General features: G+C 68.8%; 15 protein-coding genes. 1 reads left to right on the top strand and 14 read right to left on the bottom strand.

Annotated features, from left to right (window positions below):
* Positions 1 to 82: 82 nt before the first annotated feature.
* The 3 genes from ACZ6C1_RS00370 to ACZ6C1_RS00360 are packed head-to-tail and all read right to left on the bottom strand — an operon-like array spanning position 83 to position 1,565.
* Positions 83 to 451 carry a DUF6113 family protein gene (locus ACZ6C1_RS00370; protein WP_469236382.1) on the bottom strand — a complete coding sequence of 123 codons (369 nt, stop codon included), beginning with the start codon at positions 449 to 451 and terminating at the stop codon, positions 83 to 85.
* Complete coding sequence (gene mshB / locus ACZ6C1_RS00365; protein WP_469236381.1) at positions 448 to 1,332, bottom strand: N-acetyl-1-D-myo-inositol-2-amino-2-deoxy-alpha-D-glucopyranoside deacetylase; 885 nt, start codon at positions 1,330 to 1,332, stop codon at positions 448 to 450. Before mshB ends, ACZ6C1_RS00370 begins: the two co-directional genes overlap by 4 nt.
* Positions 1,333 to 1,370: 38 nt before the next feature.
* On the bottom strand, positions 1,371 to 1,565 hold the full coding sequence (locus ACZ6C1_RS00360; protein ID WP_189550932.1) for a hypothetical protein: 195 nt from the start codon (positions 1,563 to 1,565) through the stop codon (positions 1,371 to 1,373).
* Between the two features lie 156 nt (positions 1,566 to 1,721).
* On the opposite strand from ACZ6C1_RS00360, the gene ACZ6C1_RS00355 reads away from it, so the two are divergent.
* Positions 1,722 to 3,851 carry a S9 family peptidase gene (locus tag ACZ6C1_RS00355; RefSeq protein WP_469236380.1) on the top strand — a complete coding sequence of 710 codons (2,130 nt, stop codon included), beginning with the start codon at positions 1,722 to 1,724 and terminating at the stop codon, positions 3,849 to 3,851.
* A 144-nt stretch (positions 3,852 to 3,995) separates the two neighbouring features.
* Here the strand turns inward: ACZ6C1_RS00355 and ACZ6C1_RS00350 are convergent, their stop codons facing one another.
* The 11 genes from ACZ6C1_RS00350 to typA all read right to left on the bottom strand — a co-directional run bounded on the left by ACZ6C1_RS00350 (position 3,996) and on the right by typA (position 18,529).
* Positions 3,996 to 5,039, bottom strand: coding sequence for an ABC transporter ATP-binding protein (locus tag ACZ6C1_RS00350; protein WP_469236379.1), 1,044 nt, complete (start codon positions 5,037 to 5,039; stop codon positions 3,996 to 3,998).
* Positions 5,023 to 6,006 (bottom strand): ABC transporter ATP-binding protein, encoded by a 984-nt coding sequence (locus ACZ6C1_RS00345; RefSeq protein WP_469236378.1) that lies wholly within the window; start codon positions 6,004 to 6,006, stop codon positions 5,023 to 5,025. The genes ACZ6C1_RS00350 and ACZ6C1_RS00345 overlap by 17 nt, the downstream gene beginning before the upstream one ends.
* 7 nt (positions 6,007 to 6,013) lie before the next feature.
* Positions 6,014 to 6,973: an ABC transporter permease gene (locus ACZ6C1_RS00340; protein ID WP_469236377.1), complete on the bottom strand. Its 960-nt coding sequence runs from the start codon at positions 6,971 to 6,973 to the stop codon at positions 6,014 to 6,016.
* Positions 6,966 to 7,889, bottom strand: a complete 924-nt coding sequence (locus tag ACZ6C1_RS00335) for an ABC transporter permease (protein ID WP_469236376.1) — start codon at positions 7,887 to 7,889, stop codon at positions 6,966 to 6,968. The genes ACZ6C1_RS00340 and ACZ6C1_RS00335 overlap by 8 nt, the downstream gene beginning before the upstream one ends.
* A gap of 24 nt (positions 7,890 to 7,913) precedes the next feature.
* Positions 7,914 to 9,533: a peptide ABC transporter substrate-binding protein gene (locus ACZ6C1_RS00330; RefSeq protein ID WP_469236375.1), complete on the bottom strand. Its 1,620-nt coding sequence runs from the start codon at positions 9,531 to 9,533 to the stop codon at positions 7,914 to 7,916.
* Between the two features lie 173 nt (positions 9,534 to 9,706).
* Positions 9,707 to 10,855 carry an ABC transporter ATP-binding protein gene (locus ACZ6C1_RS00325; protein ID WP_469236374.1) on the bottom strand — a complete coding sequence of 383 codons (1,149 nt, stop codon included), beginning with the start codon at positions 10,853 to 10,855 and terminating at the stop codon, positions 9,707 to 9,709.
* On the bottom strand, positions 10,848 to 11,900 hold the full coding sequence (locus ACZ6C1_RS00320; RefSeq protein WP_469236373.1) for an ABC transporter ATP-binding protein: 1,053 nt from the start codon (positions 11,898 to 11,900) through the stop codon (positions 10,848 to 10,850). Before ACZ6C1_RS00320 ends, ACZ6C1_RS00325 begins: the two co-directional genes overlap by 8 nt.
* An 11-nt stretch (positions 11,901 to 11,911) precedes the next feature.
* A complete protein-coding gene (locus ACZ6C1_RS00315; RefSeq protein ID WP_469236372.1) occupies positions 11,912 to 12,865 on the bottom strand; it encodes an ABC transporter permease in 954 nt (317 codons plus the stop codon).
* Positions 12,858 to 13,781: an ABC transporter permease gene (locus ACZ6C1_RS00310; RefSeq protein WP_469236371.1), complete on the bottom strand. Its 924-nt coding sequence runs from the start codon at positions 13,779 to 13,781 to the stop codon at positions 12,858 to 12,860. The genes ACZ6C1_RS00315 and ACZ6C1_RS00310 overlap by 8 nt, the downstream gene beginning before the upstream one ends.
* A 158-nt stretch (positions 13,782 to 13,939) precedes the next feature.
* Entirely contained in the window at positions 13,940 to 15,559 is a 1,620-nt protein-coding gene (locus ACZ6C1_RS00305) for a peptide ABC transporter substrate-binding protein (protein ID WP_469236370.1), read from the bottom strand.
* A gap of 1,062 nt (positions 15,560 to 16,621) precedes the next feature.
* The gene (gene typA, locus ACZ6C1_RS00300) at positions 16,622 to 18,529 is read right to left on the bottom strand and encodes a translational GTPase TypA (RefSeq protein WP_469236369.1); all 1,908 of its coding nucleotides are present in this window, start codon (positions 18,527 to 18,529) and stop codon (positions 16,622 to 16,624) included.
* Positions 18,530 to 18,706: the final 177 nt, after the last annotated feature.

Genomic DNA, 18,706 nt, shown 5'->3' with positions numbered 1-18,706 from the left:
GCACCACCATACTGGCCGCCGCCGTCGGGTATCCCACGACCAGGGGAACCCGGTCGGTCATTCCGGCCCAAGTCAGGGCACGTCACGTACGAAGTGACCCTGTTCGGTCGTCCCGATGCGGGAGCCGCGAGATCGTGGCACACATCACAGCGGTGACCATGCCTCCGAGGACGTACAGCAGCTCGGCGACACCGCCCCAGAAGAGCTGGTCGCCCTCGGGTCGGCCGAGGCTCGTCAGCACGACGGCGAGCAGCCAGCCGACGCCCGGCGCCACCACGCCCAACTGGGTGCCCGTGGCCCGCAGACCGCCGTAGAAGAGTCCCGCGCACGCGGCGAGCGCCAGCAGCAACCCGGCGGGGAACCAGGCCGATTGCACCAGCGCCCCGGCGAGACCGACCAGGGCCCCGAGGACGGCCAGGCCCGCGTACGAAGCGATCCGCGCGGCCCTCATGACGCCACCCCGGCGAACAGGTCGTCCTCCCGCCGGCCTGCCGGGACACCCGGCCTGCCGCGTACCAACTGGTAGTACTCGGTGGCGAAGATGGGCTGCCCCAGGTTGTTGGAGAGGGCGAAGAAAGTCCCCTGAACGGCGATTTGCGTGGCGTGGGCGCGCATGGCCGCGGCCTTCCGTGCCGCGTGGTCCGCCCCGCCGATCTCGGCGGTGATCAGCTCGTCGTCGACGACACCCGGGACGTCGTCGACGGCGGCGATCTCCGGGAAGGCGCCGGACGACCGCAAGTGGGCGAACGCCTCTTCGGCGACCGTGCGCGGCACCCGGTTCCAGTAGACCTTGACGATCTCGTGGACGTCCCCGAGGTCGCGCCGGAAGGCCGGCTCGGCGGCCAGTTCGGCGGCGCGCATGGCGACGCGGTGGGCCTGGATGTGGTCGGGGTGGCCGTAGCCGCCGTCCGGGTCGTACGTCACAAGAACCTGCGGGCGGACGGAACGGATGATCTCGACGAGGTACGGGGCGGCGTCGTCCACGTCCGTGTTCCAGAAGGCGCCGTCGCGGTGGTTCTGCTCGGCGCCCATCATCCCGGAGTCGCGGAACCGGCCGGGGCCGCCCAGGAAGCGGTGGTCGGTGACGCCCAGCTCCTTCATCGCGGCGGCCAGTTCACCGACGCGATGGGGACCGAGCCGGTCCTCCCGGTCGGGTGCCAGATGGGCGAGGTGGGGCGGGATGACCTCGCCCTCCTCGCCGCGTGTGCAGGTCACCAGGGTGACCTGGGCACCCTCGGCCGCGTACTTGGCCATGGTGGTGCCGTTGTTGATCGACTCGTCGTCGGGGTGCGCGTGCACCAGGAGCAGACGACGGGCGGGGAGTTCCGTCATACGGACACTCTAAGAGGACACGCCCCGGAACCCGGCGTCTAGAACTTGATGCCGCCGATCATGCCCGCCACATTGGTCGTCAGCTCACTGATGGTCGGGGCGATGGAGGAACTCGCCAGGTAGAAGCCGAGGAGCATGCAGACGACCGCGTGGCCGGCCTTCAGGCCGGACTTCCGGATCAGCAGGAAGACGACGATCGCCAGCAGCACCACCGCCGAAATCGAGAGTGCCACGGCGGTTCACCTCCATACGTGTTCGTTCCGGACCGGGCAGGCGCACGTGCCGGAGGGTACATACCCACCCGGCGCTACGGATCATAACTATCCGTTCCCACGCATCGATCGGTGCACGGCAGCACATGGGGGCGCACGACCGCTAGTTTCGGTCGTATGACCTCCAGGCAACAGCTCTCATTCCCTCGCCAGTACGCACGGACTCAGCGCTACACCCTTGGTGTCCCCCGGGCGTTCACCGTCTCGCCCGACGGCTCCCGGGTCGTCTTCCTCCGCTCCCCCTCCGGCACCGACAGAGCGAACCTGCTGTGGGTCCTCGACCTGGACGACGGCATGCGCGAGCGTGTGGCCGCCGAGCCGGAGGCGCTGCTGGGCGGCGCCGAGGAGGAGTTGTCGCCCGAGGAGCGGGCACGCCGCGAGCGCAGCCGGGAGGGCGCGGGCGGCATCGTGGGGTACGCGGTCGACGGGGCGGTCGAGTTGGCGTCGTTCGCGCTGTCGGGGCGGCTGTTCGTGGCGGAGCTGAGGGCCGGGACGGCGCGTGAGCTGCGCGTACCGGGTCCGGTGATCGACCCGCGGCCGTCGCCGGACGGGCGGTACGTCGCGTACGTGGCCGGGGGCGCCCTGCGGGTGACGGGTGCCGGGGGCGAGGGTGACGACCGGGCGCTGGCCGAGCCGGAGAACGAGCACGTCACCTACGGGCTGGCGGAGTTCATCGCGGCTGAGGAGATGGGCCGTTCACGTGGTTTCTGGTGGGCGCCGGAATCGGACCGGCTGCTGGTCGCCCGGGCCGACGACAGTCCCGTACAGCGCTGGTGGATCTCGGATCCGGCGCATCCGGACCGGGAGCCGGTGAAGGTGGCCTATCCGGCGGCGGGGACCGCGGACGCGGAGGTGTCGCTCTGTCTGCTCGGCCTGGACGGGACCCGTACGGAGGTCGAGTGGGACCGGGCGCGCTACCCCTATCTGGCGCGGGTGCACTGGTCGTCCGGTGGGGCGCCGCTGTTGCTGGTGCAGACGCGTGACCAGCGCACTCAGCTGTACCTGGCGGTGGACACGGCGACGGGGGCGACCCGGACGGTGCATGTCGACGAGGACCCGGATTGGCTGGAACTGCTCGGTGGGGTGCCGGCGTGGGCGCCGGACGGGCGGCTGGTGCGGATCGCCGACGAGGGCGGGGCGCGGGTGCTGGCGGTCGGCGACCGGACTCTGACGGGCGCGCAGCTCCACCTCCGCGGGGTCCTGGACGTGGGTGAGAACGACGTGCTGGTGTCGGCGTCGGCGGGCGAGGAGGCCGCCGAGGCGGAAATTGGCGAGATTCATGTGTACCGGGTCAACGAACTGGGCGTGGAACGCGTCTCCGAAGGCCCCGGAGTCCACTTCGCGGTCCGGTCGGGGGCGGTGACCGTCCTGGCGTCGGCGCGGCCCGGTGAGCCGGGGACGACGGTGCGGGTACTGCGGGACGGCAAGCCGGTGGCGGAGGTGGCGTCGTACGCGGAGAAGCCGGTGCTCTCGCCGCGCCTGACGCTCACCGAGTCGGGGCCGCACCGCATCCCGTGCGCGGTGCTGCTGCCCCGGGACCACCGGGAGGGTGACGGTCCGCTGCCGGTGCTGCTGGACCCGTACGGCGGGCCGCACGGGCAGCGGGTGGTGGCGGCGCACAATCCGCACCTGACCTCGCAGTGGTTCGCCGAGCAGGGTTTCGCGGTGGTCGTGGCGGACGGGCGGGGCGCGCCGGGCCGTTCGCCGGGCTGGGAGAAGGCGATCAAGGACCGGCTGACGCTGACGCTGGACGACCAGATCGAGGCGCTGCACGGGCTGGCGGACCGGTTCCCGCTGGATCTGGGACGGGTGGCGATGCGGGGCTGGTCGTTCGGCGGCTACCTGGCGGCGATGGCCGTGCTGCGGCGGCCGGATGTGTTCCACGCGGCGGTGGCGGGCGCGCCGATGTCGGACCTGCGGCTGTACGACACGCACTACATGGAGCGGTACCTGGGTCTTCCCCAGGAGGCTCCGGAGGTGTACGCGGAGAACTCGCTGATCACGGACGACGGTCTGTCGGCGCCGGAGAACCCGACCCGCCCGCTGATGATCATCCATGGACTGGCGGACGACAATGTGGTGGCGGCACACACGCTGAAGCTGTCGTCGGCGCTGCTGGCGGCCGGTCGGCCCCATGAGGTGCTGCCGCTGACGGGCGTGACGCACATGACGCCCCAGGAGCAGGTGGCCGAGAACCTGCTGCTGCTCCAGGTGGACTTCCTGAAGCGGTCACTGGGTCTGGCCTAGGAGTACGGCGACCGGCCGGGGCGACATGGCGCGCCCCGGCCGGTCCACGGCACCCGCACGGCCGTACGCTGTTCAGAGTGGCGCGTCCGTATATCGGTACGGGGTCCGGCAAGTTGCCTACGTGTTAACGGATTTGAGTGGCGATCAGCCCATTTGTCCTCGTGGATCGCCGGGGACGACCTGTTTCTCCTCCGCGAAGTGGCACGCCGAATCGTGCCGCGCCGGTGTGCGGGTGTCCCGGAAGACCGCGGGGACGGCGAGCAGCGGGATCTCCAGGGCGCACTGCTCGCGCGCCTTCCAGCAGCGGGTGCGGAAGCGGCAGCCGGAGGGGATGTCGGTCGGCGAGGGCACGTCGCCGGTCAGCAGGAGCCTCTCGCGCTGTTCGCGCGCCTCGGGGTCGGGGACGGGGACGGCGGACAGCAGCGCCTGGGTGTAGGGGTGCGTGGGGTGGTCGTAGATCTCGGTGTCCGTACCCGTCTCGACGATCCGCCCGAGGTACATCACGCCGACCCGGTCGGAGATGTGCCGGACGATCGACAGGTCGTGGGCGATGAAGACGTAACTCAGGCCGAACTCGTCCTGGAGCTTCTCCATCAGGTTGATGACCTGCGCCTGGACGGAGACGTCGAGGGCGGAGACCGGCTCGTCGGCCACGATGACCTCCGGCCGGAGGGCGAGCCCGCGGGCGATGCCGATGCGCTGGCGCTGCCCGCCGGAGAACTGGTGCGGGTAGCGGTTGATGTACTCGGGGTTGAGCCCGACGACGTCCAGCAGTTCCTGCACCTTGCGGCGCCGGTCGCCCTTGGGAGCCACCTCGGGGTGGATCTCGTACGGCTCGCCGATGATGTCACCGACCGTCATCCGCGGGTTGAGCGAGGTGTACGGGTCCTGGAACACCATCTGGATGTTGCGGCGGACCGCCCTCAGGGCGCGGCCCGACAGCTTGGTGATGTCCTCGCCCTTGTAGAGGATCTGCCCGGACGTGGGCCGCTCCAGGCTGACGAGCATCTTGGCGACCGTGGACTTGCCGCAGCCGGACTCGCCGACGATGCCGAGGGTCTCGCCGGGGGCGAGGGCGAGGGAGACCCCGTCGACCGCTTTGACGGCGCCGACCTGCTTCTTGAACAGGATGCCGCGGGTGAGCGGGTAGTGCTTGACGAGCTCGCGGACCTCAAGAAGGGGAGGCATTGGCCGTCTCCTCCCAAAAGTGGCAGGCGCTGCGCCGGTCCTCGGAGACCCGGTGCAGCGGCGGTACGTCGGCGCGGCACACGTCCCGGGCGCGGGGGCAGCGCGGGTGGAAGGGGCATCCGGGCGGGATGGCGGTCAGGTTCGGTGGGAGGCCCTTGATGGCGTACAGTTCCTGGCCCTTGTGGTCGAGGCGTGGGATGGAGTCGAGCAGCCCCTGGGTGTAGGGGTGGGCGGGCGCCTTGTAGATGTCGTGGACGGGCGCGGTCTCGACGATCCGTCCGGCGTACATCACGGCGATCCGGTCGGCGACGTCGGCGACGACGCCCAGGTCGTGGGTGATCAGGATGAGGCCCATGTCGAGTTCCCGCTGGAGCTCGGCGAGGAGTTCCATGACCTGGGCCTGGACGGTGACGTCGAGGGCGGTGGTCGGTTCGTCGGCGATGATGAGGGCCGGTTCCAGGGCCATCGCCATGGCGATCATGATGCGCTGGCGCATGCCGCCGGAGAACTGGTGCGGGTACTGGCCGACGCGTTCCCGGGCGGCGGGGATGCGGACCCGGTCCATCAGCTCGACGGCCTTGGCGCGGGCGTCCTTCCTGGACATGCCTCGGTGGACGACGAACATCTCGCCGAGCTGGTCGCCGACGGTGAGCACGGGGTTCAGCGACGACAGCGCGTCCTGGAAGATCATCGCCATTTCGGCGCCCCGCACCGTGCGCCGGGCGTCCTCCTTGAGCGTCAGCAGGTCACGCCCCTGGAAGAGGACCTCACCGCCGGTGATCCGGCCGGGCGGTGTGTCGAGGATGCCCATGACGGCCTGGGCGGTGACGGACTTGCCGGAGCCCGACTCGCCGAGCACGGCGAGCGTCTCCCCCGCGTCGACGGAGTAGGTCACGCCGTTGACGGCCTTGGCCACCCCGTCCCGGGTACGGAACTCCACGTACAGGTCACGTACTTCGAGCAGCATGGTGGGCCTACCGCAGCTTGGGGTCGAGGGCGTCGCGCACCGCGTCGCCGAGCATGATGAACGCGAGGACGGTGATGCTGAGGGCGCCGGCGGGCCACAGCAGCATGTGCGGGGCGTTGCGGATCTGCGGGGCGGCGTTGGAGATGTCGATGCCCCAGGAGACGGTGGGCGGGCGGAGCCCGACGCCGAGGAAGGACAGGGTGGCCTCCAGCGCGATGTACGTGCCGAGGGCGATGGTGGCGACGACGATGACGGGTGCGACGGCGTTGGGTGCCACGTGCCGCAGCAGCATCCGTCCGCTGCCGGCGCCGAGGGCCCGCGCGGCCTGGACGTAGTCGTTCTGTGTGGCGGTGATGACCGAACCGCGGGCAATGCGGGCGACCTGGGGCCAGCCGAGCAGCACGATGAAGCCGACCACCGGCCAGACGGTGGAGCTGGTGACGACGGACAGGAACACCAGGCCGCCCAGGACGACGGGGATGCCGAAGAACACGTCGGCGATCCGGGACAGGGTCGCGTCCCACCAGCCGCCGAAGAACCCGGCGAGCCCGCCCAGCAGGCTGCCGAGGAGGGCGGCGCCGAGGGTGGCGCAGACGCCGACCGTGATGGAGGCCCGCGCCCCGTACACGGTGCGGGTGTACACGTCGCAGCCCTGGGTGTCGTATCCGAAGGGGTGGCCGGGGGCGGAGCCCTGTTGCGACTTGGACAGGTCGCAGCGCAGCGGGTCGGCGCTGGTGAGGATCTGCGGCCAGGCGGCGATCAGGACGAGGAAGACGATGAGGGCCGCGGACACCAGGAAGACGGGGTTGCGGCGCAGCTGGTGCCAGGCGTCGGACCAGAGGCTGCGGGGCCTGCCGGTGGTCGTCCGCAGTGTCTCGGCCTCGCTCATGGCGAGGTCCATGGCGCCGCCCGCGCCGGTGGGTGCGATGGCCTCCTTGGGGTTCTCGTACGGGTCGGGCTCAGGCATACCGGATCCTCGGGTCCAGGACCGCGTAGAGCAGGTCGACGAGCAGGTTCGCCACCAGGAAGACGATGACGAGGATCGTCACGAACCCGACGACCGTGGGCGCGTTGTTGCGCAGGATGCCCTGGTAGAGCTGGTAGCCGACACCGTGGATATTGAAGATCCGTTCCGTGACGATCGCGCCGCCCATCAGGGAACCGATGTCGGCGCCGATGAAGGTGACGACCGGGATGAGGGAGTTGCGCAGCAGATGGCGGGTGATGACCCGGTGGCGCGGCAGGCCCTTGGCGATGGCGGTGCGTACGTAGTCGGCGCGGACGTTCTCGGCGATGGAGGTCCGGCTGAGCCGGGTGACGTAGGCGAGGGAGACCAGGGCGAGGACGATGCCCGGGAGGATCAGCTCGTCGATGCGGGCGTCGGAGGAGACGGAGGGGCGTACCCAGCCCCATGTGACGCCGAAGAGGTACTGGAGGAGGTAGCCGGAGACGAAGGTGGGGACGGAGATCACGACGAGGGTGAGGACGAGCAGGCCGGTGTCGAGGGGGCGGCCGCGCTTGAGGCCGCTGATGACGCCCAGGGTGATGCCGATGACGATCTCGATGACGATGGCGACGAGGGTGAGGCGCAGGGTGACGGGGAAGGCGGAGGCCATCAGCTCGGTGACCGGCTGGCCGTTGAAAGCGGTGCCGAAGTCGCCCTGGAAGATCGCGCCCATGTAGAGCAGGTACTGCTTCCACAGCGGCTCGTCGAGGTGGAGGTCCTCCCTGATGCGGGCGGCGGTGGCGGGGTCGGGCGCCTTGTCGCCGAAGAGGGCCGCGACGGGGTCGCCGAGCGCGTACACCATGAAGAAGATGAGGAACGTGCTGCCGATGAACACCGGGACCATCTGGAGCAGCCGCCGGATCACATAGCGTCCCATGAGGGCTCCGGAGGATCGCGGGGGTCAGCTGACCTTGATCCGGTCGTAGACCGGGACGCTGAACTGGTTGAGGGTGACGTCGGAGAGCCGCTCGGAGTAGCCGGCGCTGCCGTTCTGGTACCAGAGGGGGATGGCCGGCATCTGTTCGGCGAGGATCTGTTCGGCGGCCTGGAAGTCCTTGACGGCCGTTCCCTGGTCGGCTTCGCGGTTGGCCTTGTCGACGAGGCCGTCGAACTCCTTGTTGCTGAGCTTGCCGTAGTTGGAGGAACCGCCGGTGTAGTAGAGCGGCTCCAGGAAGTTCTGGATGAGGGGGTAGTCGGCCTGCCAGCCGGAGCGGAAGGGGCCGCTGAGCTTGAACGTGGTCTGCTGGTTGCGGAAGTCGGCGAAGGTTCCGATGGGGTTGACGGTGCAGACGGCGCCCCGGCCGAGCGCGTTGTTGACGCTGTTGCAGACGGCGTCCATCCAGGCGCGGTGCGAGCCGGTGTCGACGTTGGAGGTGAGCGTGACCTTGCCGCCGGGGAGGCCGCCGCCCTCCTCGATGAGCCGCTTGGCCTCGGTCGGGTTGTAGGTGCAGGCATCGCCGCAGATCGCCTTGTAGCCGCCGTCGCCGCCGAGGGCGGGTGAGGTCCAGTCCTGGGCGGGGGTGCGGGTGTTCTGGAAGATCTGCTTGGTGATCTCGTCGCGGTTGATCGCCATGGACAGGCCGCGCCGGACCTTCTCCGTGCCGGGCTTGCTCCACTCGGGCCGGTAGAGCGGGAAGACGAGGGTCTGGATGATGAGGGCGGGCTGGTTGATGTAGCGGTCGCCCAGGTCGTTCCCGACGTTCTTCAGCTGTTGGGCGGGCACGTCGTCGACGAGGTCGAGGTTGCCGGCGATCAGGTCGGTGTAGGCGGTGTTGTTGTCGGTGTAGACGTTGAGGTCGACGCCGCCGTTCCGGGCCTTGTCCTCGCCCGTGTAGCCGTCCCAGCGGCGCAGCTTCATGCCGGTGCCGCGGGTGTACGACTCGACCGTGTAGGGGCCGTTGCCGATGGGTTTGGCGAGCCAGGCGTCGTGGTCGGTGAAGAACACCCGGGGCAGCGGGACGAACGCCTGGTAGCCGAGGGTCTCGGGCCAGGTGGAGAACGTGTCCTTCAGGGCGACGGTGAAGGTTCGGTCGTCCTTGACGACCAGGCCGCGCATCGTCTTGGCCTTGGCGGGGCCGGAGGCGGGGTGGACGTCCTCGTAGCCGACGATGTCGCTGAAGAAGGGCGAGTTGGCCTGCTTGTTGTCGACGTGGGCGCCGTAGTTCCAGGCGTCGGTGAAGGACTTGGCGGTGACCGGCTCTCCGTTGCTGAACTTCCATCCCGGCTTGAGGGTGACGGTGAAGTTCCGGGAGTCGGTGGTTTCGATCTTCTCGGCGACCATGTCCTTGGCCTCGCCGGTCTTCGGGTCGTACTTCTTGAGGCCGCGGAAGAGCATGTCGAGGACCTTGCCGCCCTGGACCTCGTTGGTGTTGGCCGGTTCGATCGGGTTCTGCGGGTCGCCCCAGGAGGAGCTGACGATCCCGTCGGCGCCGCCGGCCCCGTTGCCGCCGCCGCAGGCGGTCGCCGCGAGGGCGACGGCCACCGCGCACGCGGCGGACCTGACGTGCATGGCTCCGCGCATGGGTGCCTCCCGTGGTCCTCGTCCGGTCTTCGACCTCGCCTAGGCCCACATATCACCCCATAAGGTGCGATCTCGCACGCATTACCCCGCCGTCCGGGCGCCGCACCACCCGCATGCATGAGGGCGCCCCGGACCGATCACGGCCCGGGGCGCCCTCATGTGCCTACCGGAGGTCACGCCGCGTGAACGACGTCCTTCTCCTCGGCGAAGTGGCACGCCGACTCGTGCGCCGCCGGGCTGTCGGAGCCCTGGAAGCGCTCCGGGATCGCCAGCAGCGGCACCTCGGTGGCGCACTTGTCCTCGGCCTTCCAGCACCGGGTGCGGAAGCGGCAGCCGGACGGCGGGTTCGCCGGCGACGGGACGTCACCGGTGAGGATGATCCGCTCGCGGCCCTCGCGGGCCTCCGGGTCCGGCACGGGGACGGCCGACAGCAGCGCCTGGGTGTAGGGGTGCGTCGGGTGGTCGTAGATCTGCACGTCGGTGCCGATCTCCGCCATCTTGCCCAGGTACATCACACCGACGCGGTCGGAGATGTGCCGGACGATCGACAGGTCGTGCGCGATGAAGAGGTACGAGAGGTTGAACTCGTCCTGCAGCTTCTCCATCAGGTTGACGACCTGCGCCTGCACCGAGACGTCCAGCGCCGAGACCGGCTCGTCGCAGATGATGATCTCGGGGTTCAGGGCCAGACCGCGGGCGATGCCGATGCGCTGGCGCTGACCGCCCGAGAACTGGTGCGGATAGCGGTTGATGTACTCGGGGTTCAGGCCGACGACATCGAGCAGCTCCTGCACCTTGCGGCGCCGGTCGCCCTTGGGAGCCACCTCGGGGTGGATCTCGAAGGGCTCGCCGATGATGTCACCCACCGTCATCCGCGGGTTGAGTGAGGTGTACGGGTCCTGGAACACCATCTGGATGTTGCGGCGGACCGCCTTCAGCGCACGCCCGGACAGCTTGGTGATGTCCTGGCCCTTGTAGAAGATCTCACCCGCGGTCGCCGTCTCCAGCATCATCAGCAGCTTCGCGACCGTGGACTTGCCACAGCCGGACTCGCCGACGATGCCGAGCGTCTCGCCCTGGTAGAGGTCGAAGGAGACCCCGTCCACGGCCTTGACCGCGCCGACCTGCTTCTTGAACAGGATGCCCTGGGTCAGCGGGAAGTGCTTGACCAGGCCCCGCACCTGGAGGATCGGCTCACCGCGCTCCACCGGAGCCTCGATCGCGGCGACGGCCGCGGTCTCGGTGGCCGCCTCGACCGTCTCCACCTCGGTGACGTTCGGGGTCGCGTCCACGGCCTCGTCCTCTTTCCTGAGCTCAGCCATGGATCGTCTCCTTCCAGAAGTGGCACGCGCTGCCGCGGCCCGGCAGCTCGCCGCCGTCCTGCTCCGTCACCGGCACCAGGGCCGGGATCTCCGTACGGCAGATGTCCGTCGCCTTCGGGCAGCGCGGGTTGAAGGCGCAGCCCGTGGGGATCTTCATCAGGTTGGGCGGCAGGCCCTTGATCGCGTACAGCTCCTGGCCCTTCTGGTCCAGGCGCGGGATGGAGTCGAGCAGACCACGGGTGTACGGGTGCGCGGGACGCTTGTACAGGTCGTGGATCGGCGACTGCTCGACGATCCGGCCCGCGTACATGACCGCGATCTTGTCGGCGACGTCGGCGACGACACCGAGGTCATGGGTGATCAGGATCAGACCCATGTTCTCCTCGCGCTGGAGCTCCGCGAGCAGATCCATGACCTGGGCCTGGACGGTCACGTCGAGCGCGGTGGTCGGCTCGTCCGCGATGATCAGGTCCGGCTCCAGCGCCATCGCCATGGCGATCATGATGCGCTGGCGCATACCGCCGGAGAACTGGTGCGGGTAGTCGTTCACCCGCGCCGCGGCGGCCGGGATCTTCACCCGGTCCATCAGCTCGATGGCCTTGGCCTTGGCCTCCTTGCGGGACAGGCCCAGGTGCACCCGGTACATCTCGCCGAGCTGGTAGCCGACGGACAGCACCGGGTTCAGCGCGGAGAGCGCGTCCTGGAAGATCATCGCGATCCGGCGGCCGCGGATCTTGCGGCGCTCCTCGGCGGACATCTTCAGCATGTCCTCGCCGTGGAACAGGATCTCGCCCTTGGGGATGCGGCCGGGCGGCATGTCGAGGATGCCCATGATGGCCTGGGCGGTCACCGACTTGCCGGAGCCCGACTCGCCGAGGACGGCGAGGGTCTCGCCGGCGTCGACGCTGTAGCTCACACCGTTGATGGCCTTGGCGACGCCGTCCCGGGTGTGGAACTCGACGTGCAGGTCGCGCACTTCGAGGAGTGGGGCGGTCGCGGCGCTCGTGGCGCCGGACGCGCTCGTCTTCTTGTCGATGGTGGTCAACGTACGCCCTCCTAGCGCAGCTTGGGGTCGAGGGCGTCGCGGACAGCTTCGCCGAGCATGATGAACGCCAGGACCGTGACGCTCAGGAACAGCGACGGGAAGAGCACCATGTGCGGGGCGCTCAGGAAGCGGTCCTGGCCGTCACTGATCATCAGGCCCCAGGAGATGTTCGGGGACTGGACGCCGATGCCGAGGTACGAGAACGCCGCCTCGGCCGAGATGTAGACGCCGAGGTTGATGGTGCTGACCACGATCACCGGGGCGAGCGCGTTCGGCAGGATGTGGCGCATCGCGATGCGCCAGCCGCCGGCACCGAGCGCACGGGCGGCCATCACGTAGTCGTTCTGCTTGTTGGTGATCACCGATCCGCGCATGATGCGGAACAGCTGCGGCCAGCCGAGCACCGCCATGATCAGCGAGACGGTGACGACGTTGCCGGTGCCGAGCATGGCCAGCACGAGCAGACCGCCGAGCATGGTCGGGATGGCGAACCAGATCTCGGTGAAGCGGGAGACGAAGACGTCCAGCCAGCCGCCGCGCAGACCCGCGACCATGCCGAGGACACAGCCGACCAGCGTGGTCAGCACCGACGTCAGTACACCCACGATGATCGAGTTGCGCGTGCCGTAGATGGTCCGCGTGTAGATGTCGCAGCCCTGGACGTCGAAGCCGAACCAGTGCGCGCCGCTGGGCGGCACGACCGAGTTCGACAGGTCGCAGAAGCCCTTGGCGTACGGGTCGCCGCTGGTGAACAGCCCCGGGAACGCGGCGATGACCAGCAGGGCCAGGATCAGTACCGCGGAGACCAGGAAGACCCAGTTGTGCATCAGGTCGCGACGGGCGTCGCTCCACATGCTGGCGACCCGCTCGGGCTTGTCCTTCTTCGTGCCCTTGACGGCGCTGCCGGGCGCGGTCGCGACGGGGACCGCGCTCTCCTCGACGGTGGTGGAGGTGTTCTCAGGCATAGCGGATCCTCGGGTCGAGCACGGCGTAGAGCAGGTCCACGATCAGGTTGGCGGCGATGTAGACGAGGACGAGCACGGTGACGATGCTGACGACGGTCGTCCCCTGCCGCAGGTACACGGCCTGGTAGAGCGTGCCGCCGATGCCGGGGATGTTGAAGATGCGCTCGGTGATGATCGCGCCGCCCATCAGGGCGCCGAGGTCGACACCGAGGAAGGTGACGATCGGGATCATCGCGTTGCGCAGGCCGTGCCGCACGATGACCCGGGACCGGCTCAGGCCCTTGGCGGTGGCGGTGCGCACGTAGTCGGCGCGCATCGTCTCCATCATGCTCGTGCGCGTCAGACGGGTGATGTACGCGAGCGACGCGGAGGCGAGCACCACGGCCGGCAGGATGAGGGTGGTCATGTCCTCGGAGTCGTAACTGATGGGCGCGATCGCCCACTTCACTCCGAGTACCAGCTGAAGCACGTTACCCAGCACGAACACCGGGACGGAGACCAGGAGAAGGGTCGACAGCAGCACCATGTTGTCGAGGAACTTGCCACGGCCGAGCGCCGAGAAGACACCGGCGACGATGCCGACGACCGCCTCGACGGCGAACGCGATGGCGGCCAGGTTGAGCGTGACCGGGAAGGTCTCGCTCATGATCTCGGCCACCGGACGGCCGGTGAAGTCGGTGCCGAAATCGCCCGTCAGCACGCCCGAGATGTAGTACCAATACCGCTGGTAGAGCGGGTCATTGAGGTGGTACTGCTCCCGCAGGATGGCGGTGATGTTCGGGTCTGCCTTCTTCTCGCCGGCCAGCGCCTGGATCGGGTCGCCGGGGAGCAGGAAGACGAGGCAGTAGATAAGAATTGTCGCGCCGAGCAGTACGGGTATCGCCTGCAGAAGACGCCTGATCACATAACGACCCATCAGGTCTCCAGTTGTACGGATACCGGGGCAGGGCACACCAGTGGGCCCCGGCCCGGGTGAGGGGTAAGCGACAACGAGACGGCAGAAGGGGGGTGACGGGGCAGAACCCCGTCACCCCCACCGCTGTCAGGATCTCCCTACGGAGATCCTTTGAACCGTCAGGCGGGGTTCACCGTGGTCCAGTCGATCTGGGTCATGTTGTCGATCCGCACGCCCGGCTTGAGGTTCTTGGAGAGGCCGGCGTTCAGCTTGTAGAAGTACACCGGGATGTACGGCATGTCCTTCAGGATGAGGTCGTCAGCCTGCTGGTACGCCTTGATCGCCGCGTCCTCGGTGGTCGCCGTGTCACCCTGGTCGAGGAACTTCTCGACCTGCGGGTTGACGTAGCCCGAGTAGTTGGAGCCGTGCTCGATGGCGTCCTCGGAGAAGACCGGACGCAGGTAGTTCTCCGGGTGCGGGTAGTCCATCGACCACGCGAGACGGAACGCGCCGCTGTACTTCTTGTCACCGAGGTCGTTCAGGATGGTCTGGAACTGCTCGAACGGCTTGACGGTGACGTCGACGCCGAGGTTCTTCTCGAGCTGCGCGGCGACGGCCTCGATCCAGTCCTTGTGGCCGCCGTCGGCGTTGTAGCCGAGCTCCATCTTGTTGCCCGGCAGACCGCCCGCGGCGTCGAAGGCCTTCTTGGCCGCGGCCGGGTCGAAGGTGCAGGGCGCGCCACAGGCACCGGCGCGGTAGCCCGGGACCAGCGGGTTGATGAAGTCGTCCGCCGGCGTACGGGTGTTGACGAAGATCTTCTCGGTGATCGCCTTCCGGTCGATCGCCTGGGAGATCGCCTTGCGCAGCTCCGGCTTCGCGTAGGCCTTGTTGTACTTGATCGGGAAGCCGATGTAGCCGACGCCCGAGTCGGTGCCCTGGATGTAGCGGTCGCCGAGGTCCTTGGCAGCGGTGGTCATCGCGGACAGCGGAACCGTGTCCATGATGTCGACGCGGCCGCCGAGCAGGTCACGGTAGGCCGTGTCCTGGTTGTTGTAGATCTTGAAGGTGACACCGGGGATCTTGATCTCGCCGGCGTCGGGGTGCTTGTCGTACTTGACCGTCTTGATCTGCTGGTTACGGACGAACTTGCCGTCCATCTTGAACACGCCGTTGCCGATGGGCGCGGTCTCGAAGCCCTTCGGGTCCTTGAAGAAGGCCTTCGGCAGCGGGTAGAAGGCGTTGAAGCCCAGCATGGTCTTGAAGGCGGAGAACGGCGCCGTGAGCGTGACCTCGAGGGTCTTCTCGTCGACGACCTTCAGGCCCTTCATCTTGTCGGTCGCGGGCTTCTTGCCCTCGCCCGGGTTCAGGTCGGCGTAGCCCTCGATCTTGTTGTAGAGGGGGTTCGTCTCCTGGGTGTTGTCCTGGTTCGCGCCGTAGTTCCAGGCGTCCGCGAAGGACTGCGCGGTGACCGGCTCACCGTTGTGGAAGGTGTAGCCGTCCTTGAGCTTGATCGTCCAGACCTTGCTGTCCTTGGTCTCGATCGACGCCGCCATGTCGAGCTGGGTCTCGTTCTTCTCGTCGTACCGCACGAGGCCCGTGAACAGGGCGTTCATGACCTCGGAGCCCTCGGACTCGTACGTGTTCGACGGGATCAGACCGTTCTGGGGCTCGCCGAGCTCCATCACGACCTGCTTGGCACCGTTGGCCTTGCTGTCGCTACCGCCACCGCCGCAGGCCGTGGCTGCAAGGGCGACGACTATCGCGCCCGCGACCCACTTGGCGCTCTTGGCACCGCGCATGGGTTCCTCCTCATGAGTCCACTTGTCACTACAAGAGGGGCACTTCGAGGTTGCATGCCGACACCCCTGACGGCGATGACCCAAGTGCCCCGAGTGTGCTCGTGAGTCGGCGCTCCCCACAGCGCGTGACCCATTGACCCGAGCTCAATGGAGCCAACTATTAAGTACGTCCGGGCCGTAAACCACACTTAAAGGGTCTCGTTTTGGCAACATCACCAAGGCCCCGAAGACCGAAATCCGGACAAAGCGAGCACAGACAGACACCCGCGAAACGGACCGTTAACACATGTTCCGGAGAGCGACGGTCGATATCCGGACGCTTCGTCAGCGAAAACGCGTTGACGCCGGGACCGGCCCGCACCACGCCGGCCGCCCGCGTCCGGGGCGGCGTCCCCTTCTGCTACGGGCCGTCGGACCCGTTCCGGGACGAGCCGGCGGACGCCTGCTGCCTGCCCGGCGGGGGGACCAAGAAAACTCCCCGCCCTGGAAGGGGATCAGCCCTTCCAGGGCGGGGAATTGACGCCTCGCCGACGGCCCGTGGCCCCGTGGCCCACGCCGGACCGGCCCGGCCCGGGCCGCGCGACGGTCCCGACCGTGCGGGGTGCGGGGCGGTCCGGCACGGGCTGCGGGGCGGTCCCGAGCGTGCGGGGCGCGGGTCGCCGGTGGCACCTAGGCGGCCCGGGGCGCCGTGGGCCCACCCGGGATGCCGTGGGCGGGGGCGCCTTGAGGTGCGGGACGCCCGTGGCGGTACGGGCTCCGTGAAGCCGAGGACGCCGTGGGCGCGGGATGCCGTGACGGGTGCGGGGCGCCCGTGACGGTACGGGGCCGTGAAGCCCCGGATGCCGTGGGCGCGGGACGCCGTGGGGCGGGGGACGCCTTAAGGGTGTCGGGACACCCGTGGCGGTGCGGGCGCCGTGAAGCCGAGGACGACGCGGGCCTGCCCGGGACGCCGTGAGGCGCGGGGCGCCGGGCTGACCGGCGCTCCGGTCGCCGCTGCGCCCGGAGCCGTGAGGCTCCGGGCGCGGGGCGGCGGTGGCACCCGGGCGGCCCGGGTGGCGGGGGTCAGCCGTTCTTGGCGCGGGAGGCGGCGCGGGCGCGCTCGCGCTGGTCGAGGTTCACCTTGCGGATGCGCACGGCCTCCGGGGTGACCTCCACGCACTCGTCGTCGCGGCAGAACTCCAGGGACTGCTCGAGGGAGAGCTTCCGCGGCGGGACGATCGCCTCGAACGAGTCGGCCGAGGACGACCGCATGTTCGTGAGCTTCTTCTCCTTGGTGATGTTGACGTCCATGTCGTCGGAGCGCGAGTTCTCGCCGACGATCATGCCCTCGTACACCTCGGTGCCCGGCTCCACGAAGAGCACGCCGCGCTCCTGGAGGTTCGTCATCGCGAAGGCGGTGACGGCACCCGAGCGGTCGGCGACCAGCGAGCCGTTGTTACGGGTCGTCAGCGTGCCGAACCACGGCTCGTGGCCCTCGTGGATGGAGTGGGCGATGCCCGTGCCGCGCGTCTGCGTCAGGAACTCGGTACGGAAGCCGATGAGGCCGCGGGACGGCACCACGAACTCCATGCGCACCCAGCCGGAGCCGTGGTTGGACATGTTGTCCATCCGGCCCTTGCGGACGCCCATGAGCTGCGTGACGGCGCCCATGTGCTCCTCGGGCACGTCGATGGTCATGCGCTCGACCGGCTCGTGGACCTTGCCGTCGATCTCCTTGGTGACCACCTGCGGCTTGCCGATGGTCAGCTCGAAGCCCTCGCGGCGCATCTGCTCGACCAGGATCGCCAGCGCCAGCTCACCGCGGCCCTGCACCTCCCAGGCGTCGGGGCGCTCGGTGTCCAGAACGCGCAGCGAGACGTTACCGACCAGCTCGCGGTCCAGGCGGTCCTTCACCTGGCGGGCGGTGACCTTGCGGTCCTTGACGGCCGCCTTGTTGTCCGCGCCCTTGCCGGTGGCGCCCCGGCCGACCAGCGGCGAGGTGTTGGTACCGATGACCATCGAGATCGCCGGCTCGTCGACCGTGATCAGCGGCAGGGCGATCGGGTTCTCCGGGTCGGCCAGCGTCTCGCCGATCATGATGTCCGGGATACCGGCGACGGCGCAGATGTCACCGGGGCCCGCCACCTCGGCCGGCTTGCGGGTGAGCGCCTCGGTCATCATCAGCTCGCTGATGCGCACGTTGGCGGTGGTGCCGTCACGCTTGATCCACGCGACCGTCTGGCCCTTGCGCAGCTCGCCCTGCTCGACGCGGAGCAGCGCGATGCGGCCGAGGAAGTTGTCGGCGTCCAGGTTGGTGACGTGGGCCTGGAGCGGGGCCTCCTCGTCGTACACCGGGGCCGGGATGTGCTCCAGGATCGTGGAGAAGAACGGCTCCAGGTTGGTGGAGTCGGCCGGGACCGTGCCGTCCTCGGGCTTGGTCAGCGACGCGATGCCGTCACGGCCGCAGGCGTAGACGATCGGGAACTCGATCTGCTCCTCGTCCGCGTCCAGGTCCAGGAAGAGGTCGTAGGTCTCGTTGACGACCTCGTCGATCCGGGAGTCCGGGCGGTCCGTCTTGTTGATGCAGAGGATGACCGGCATCCGGCGCTGGAGCGCCTTGCGGAGCACGAAGCGGGTCTGCGGCAGCGGGCCCTCGGAGGCGTCCACCAGCAGCACGACACCGTCGACCATCGACAGGCCGCGCTCGACCTCACCACCGAAGTCGGCGTGGCCGGGGGTGTCGATGATGTTGATGGTGATCGGGGCCCCGCCGTCCTTGGGGTGGTACTTCACCGCCGTGTTCTTGGCGAGGATCGTGATGCCCTTCTCACGCTCCAGGTCGTTCGAGTCCATCATGCGGTCGTCGACCGAGTCGAGCTGGTGGGCGGCGAAGGCGCCAGCCTGCTTGAGCATGGCGTCGACGATGGTCGTCTTGCCGTGGTCGACGTGGGCGACGATGGCTACGTTACGGATGTCGTGGCGCGTGGGCATGAGTGGCTTGCGCTTCTCTCGGATCGTGGGTGCGGCGTCTCTTTGTTCCTCGTACGCCCGCCGGGCGGACGCGCCACGGCTGTGTCCATGGTACGGGGCCGACGCGCACAAGGCTTCCCGGCCCATCCGGAGAAGATCGAACAGCTGTTTAACGGGGTGGGTACAGGTCCGTGCGGT

It is taken from the genome of Streptomyces sp. NPDC041796 (assembly GCF_055590785.1).
The sequence above is the reverse complement of the archived record's forward strand: the minus strand, read 5'-3'. Positions and strand labels throughout refer to the sequence as shown.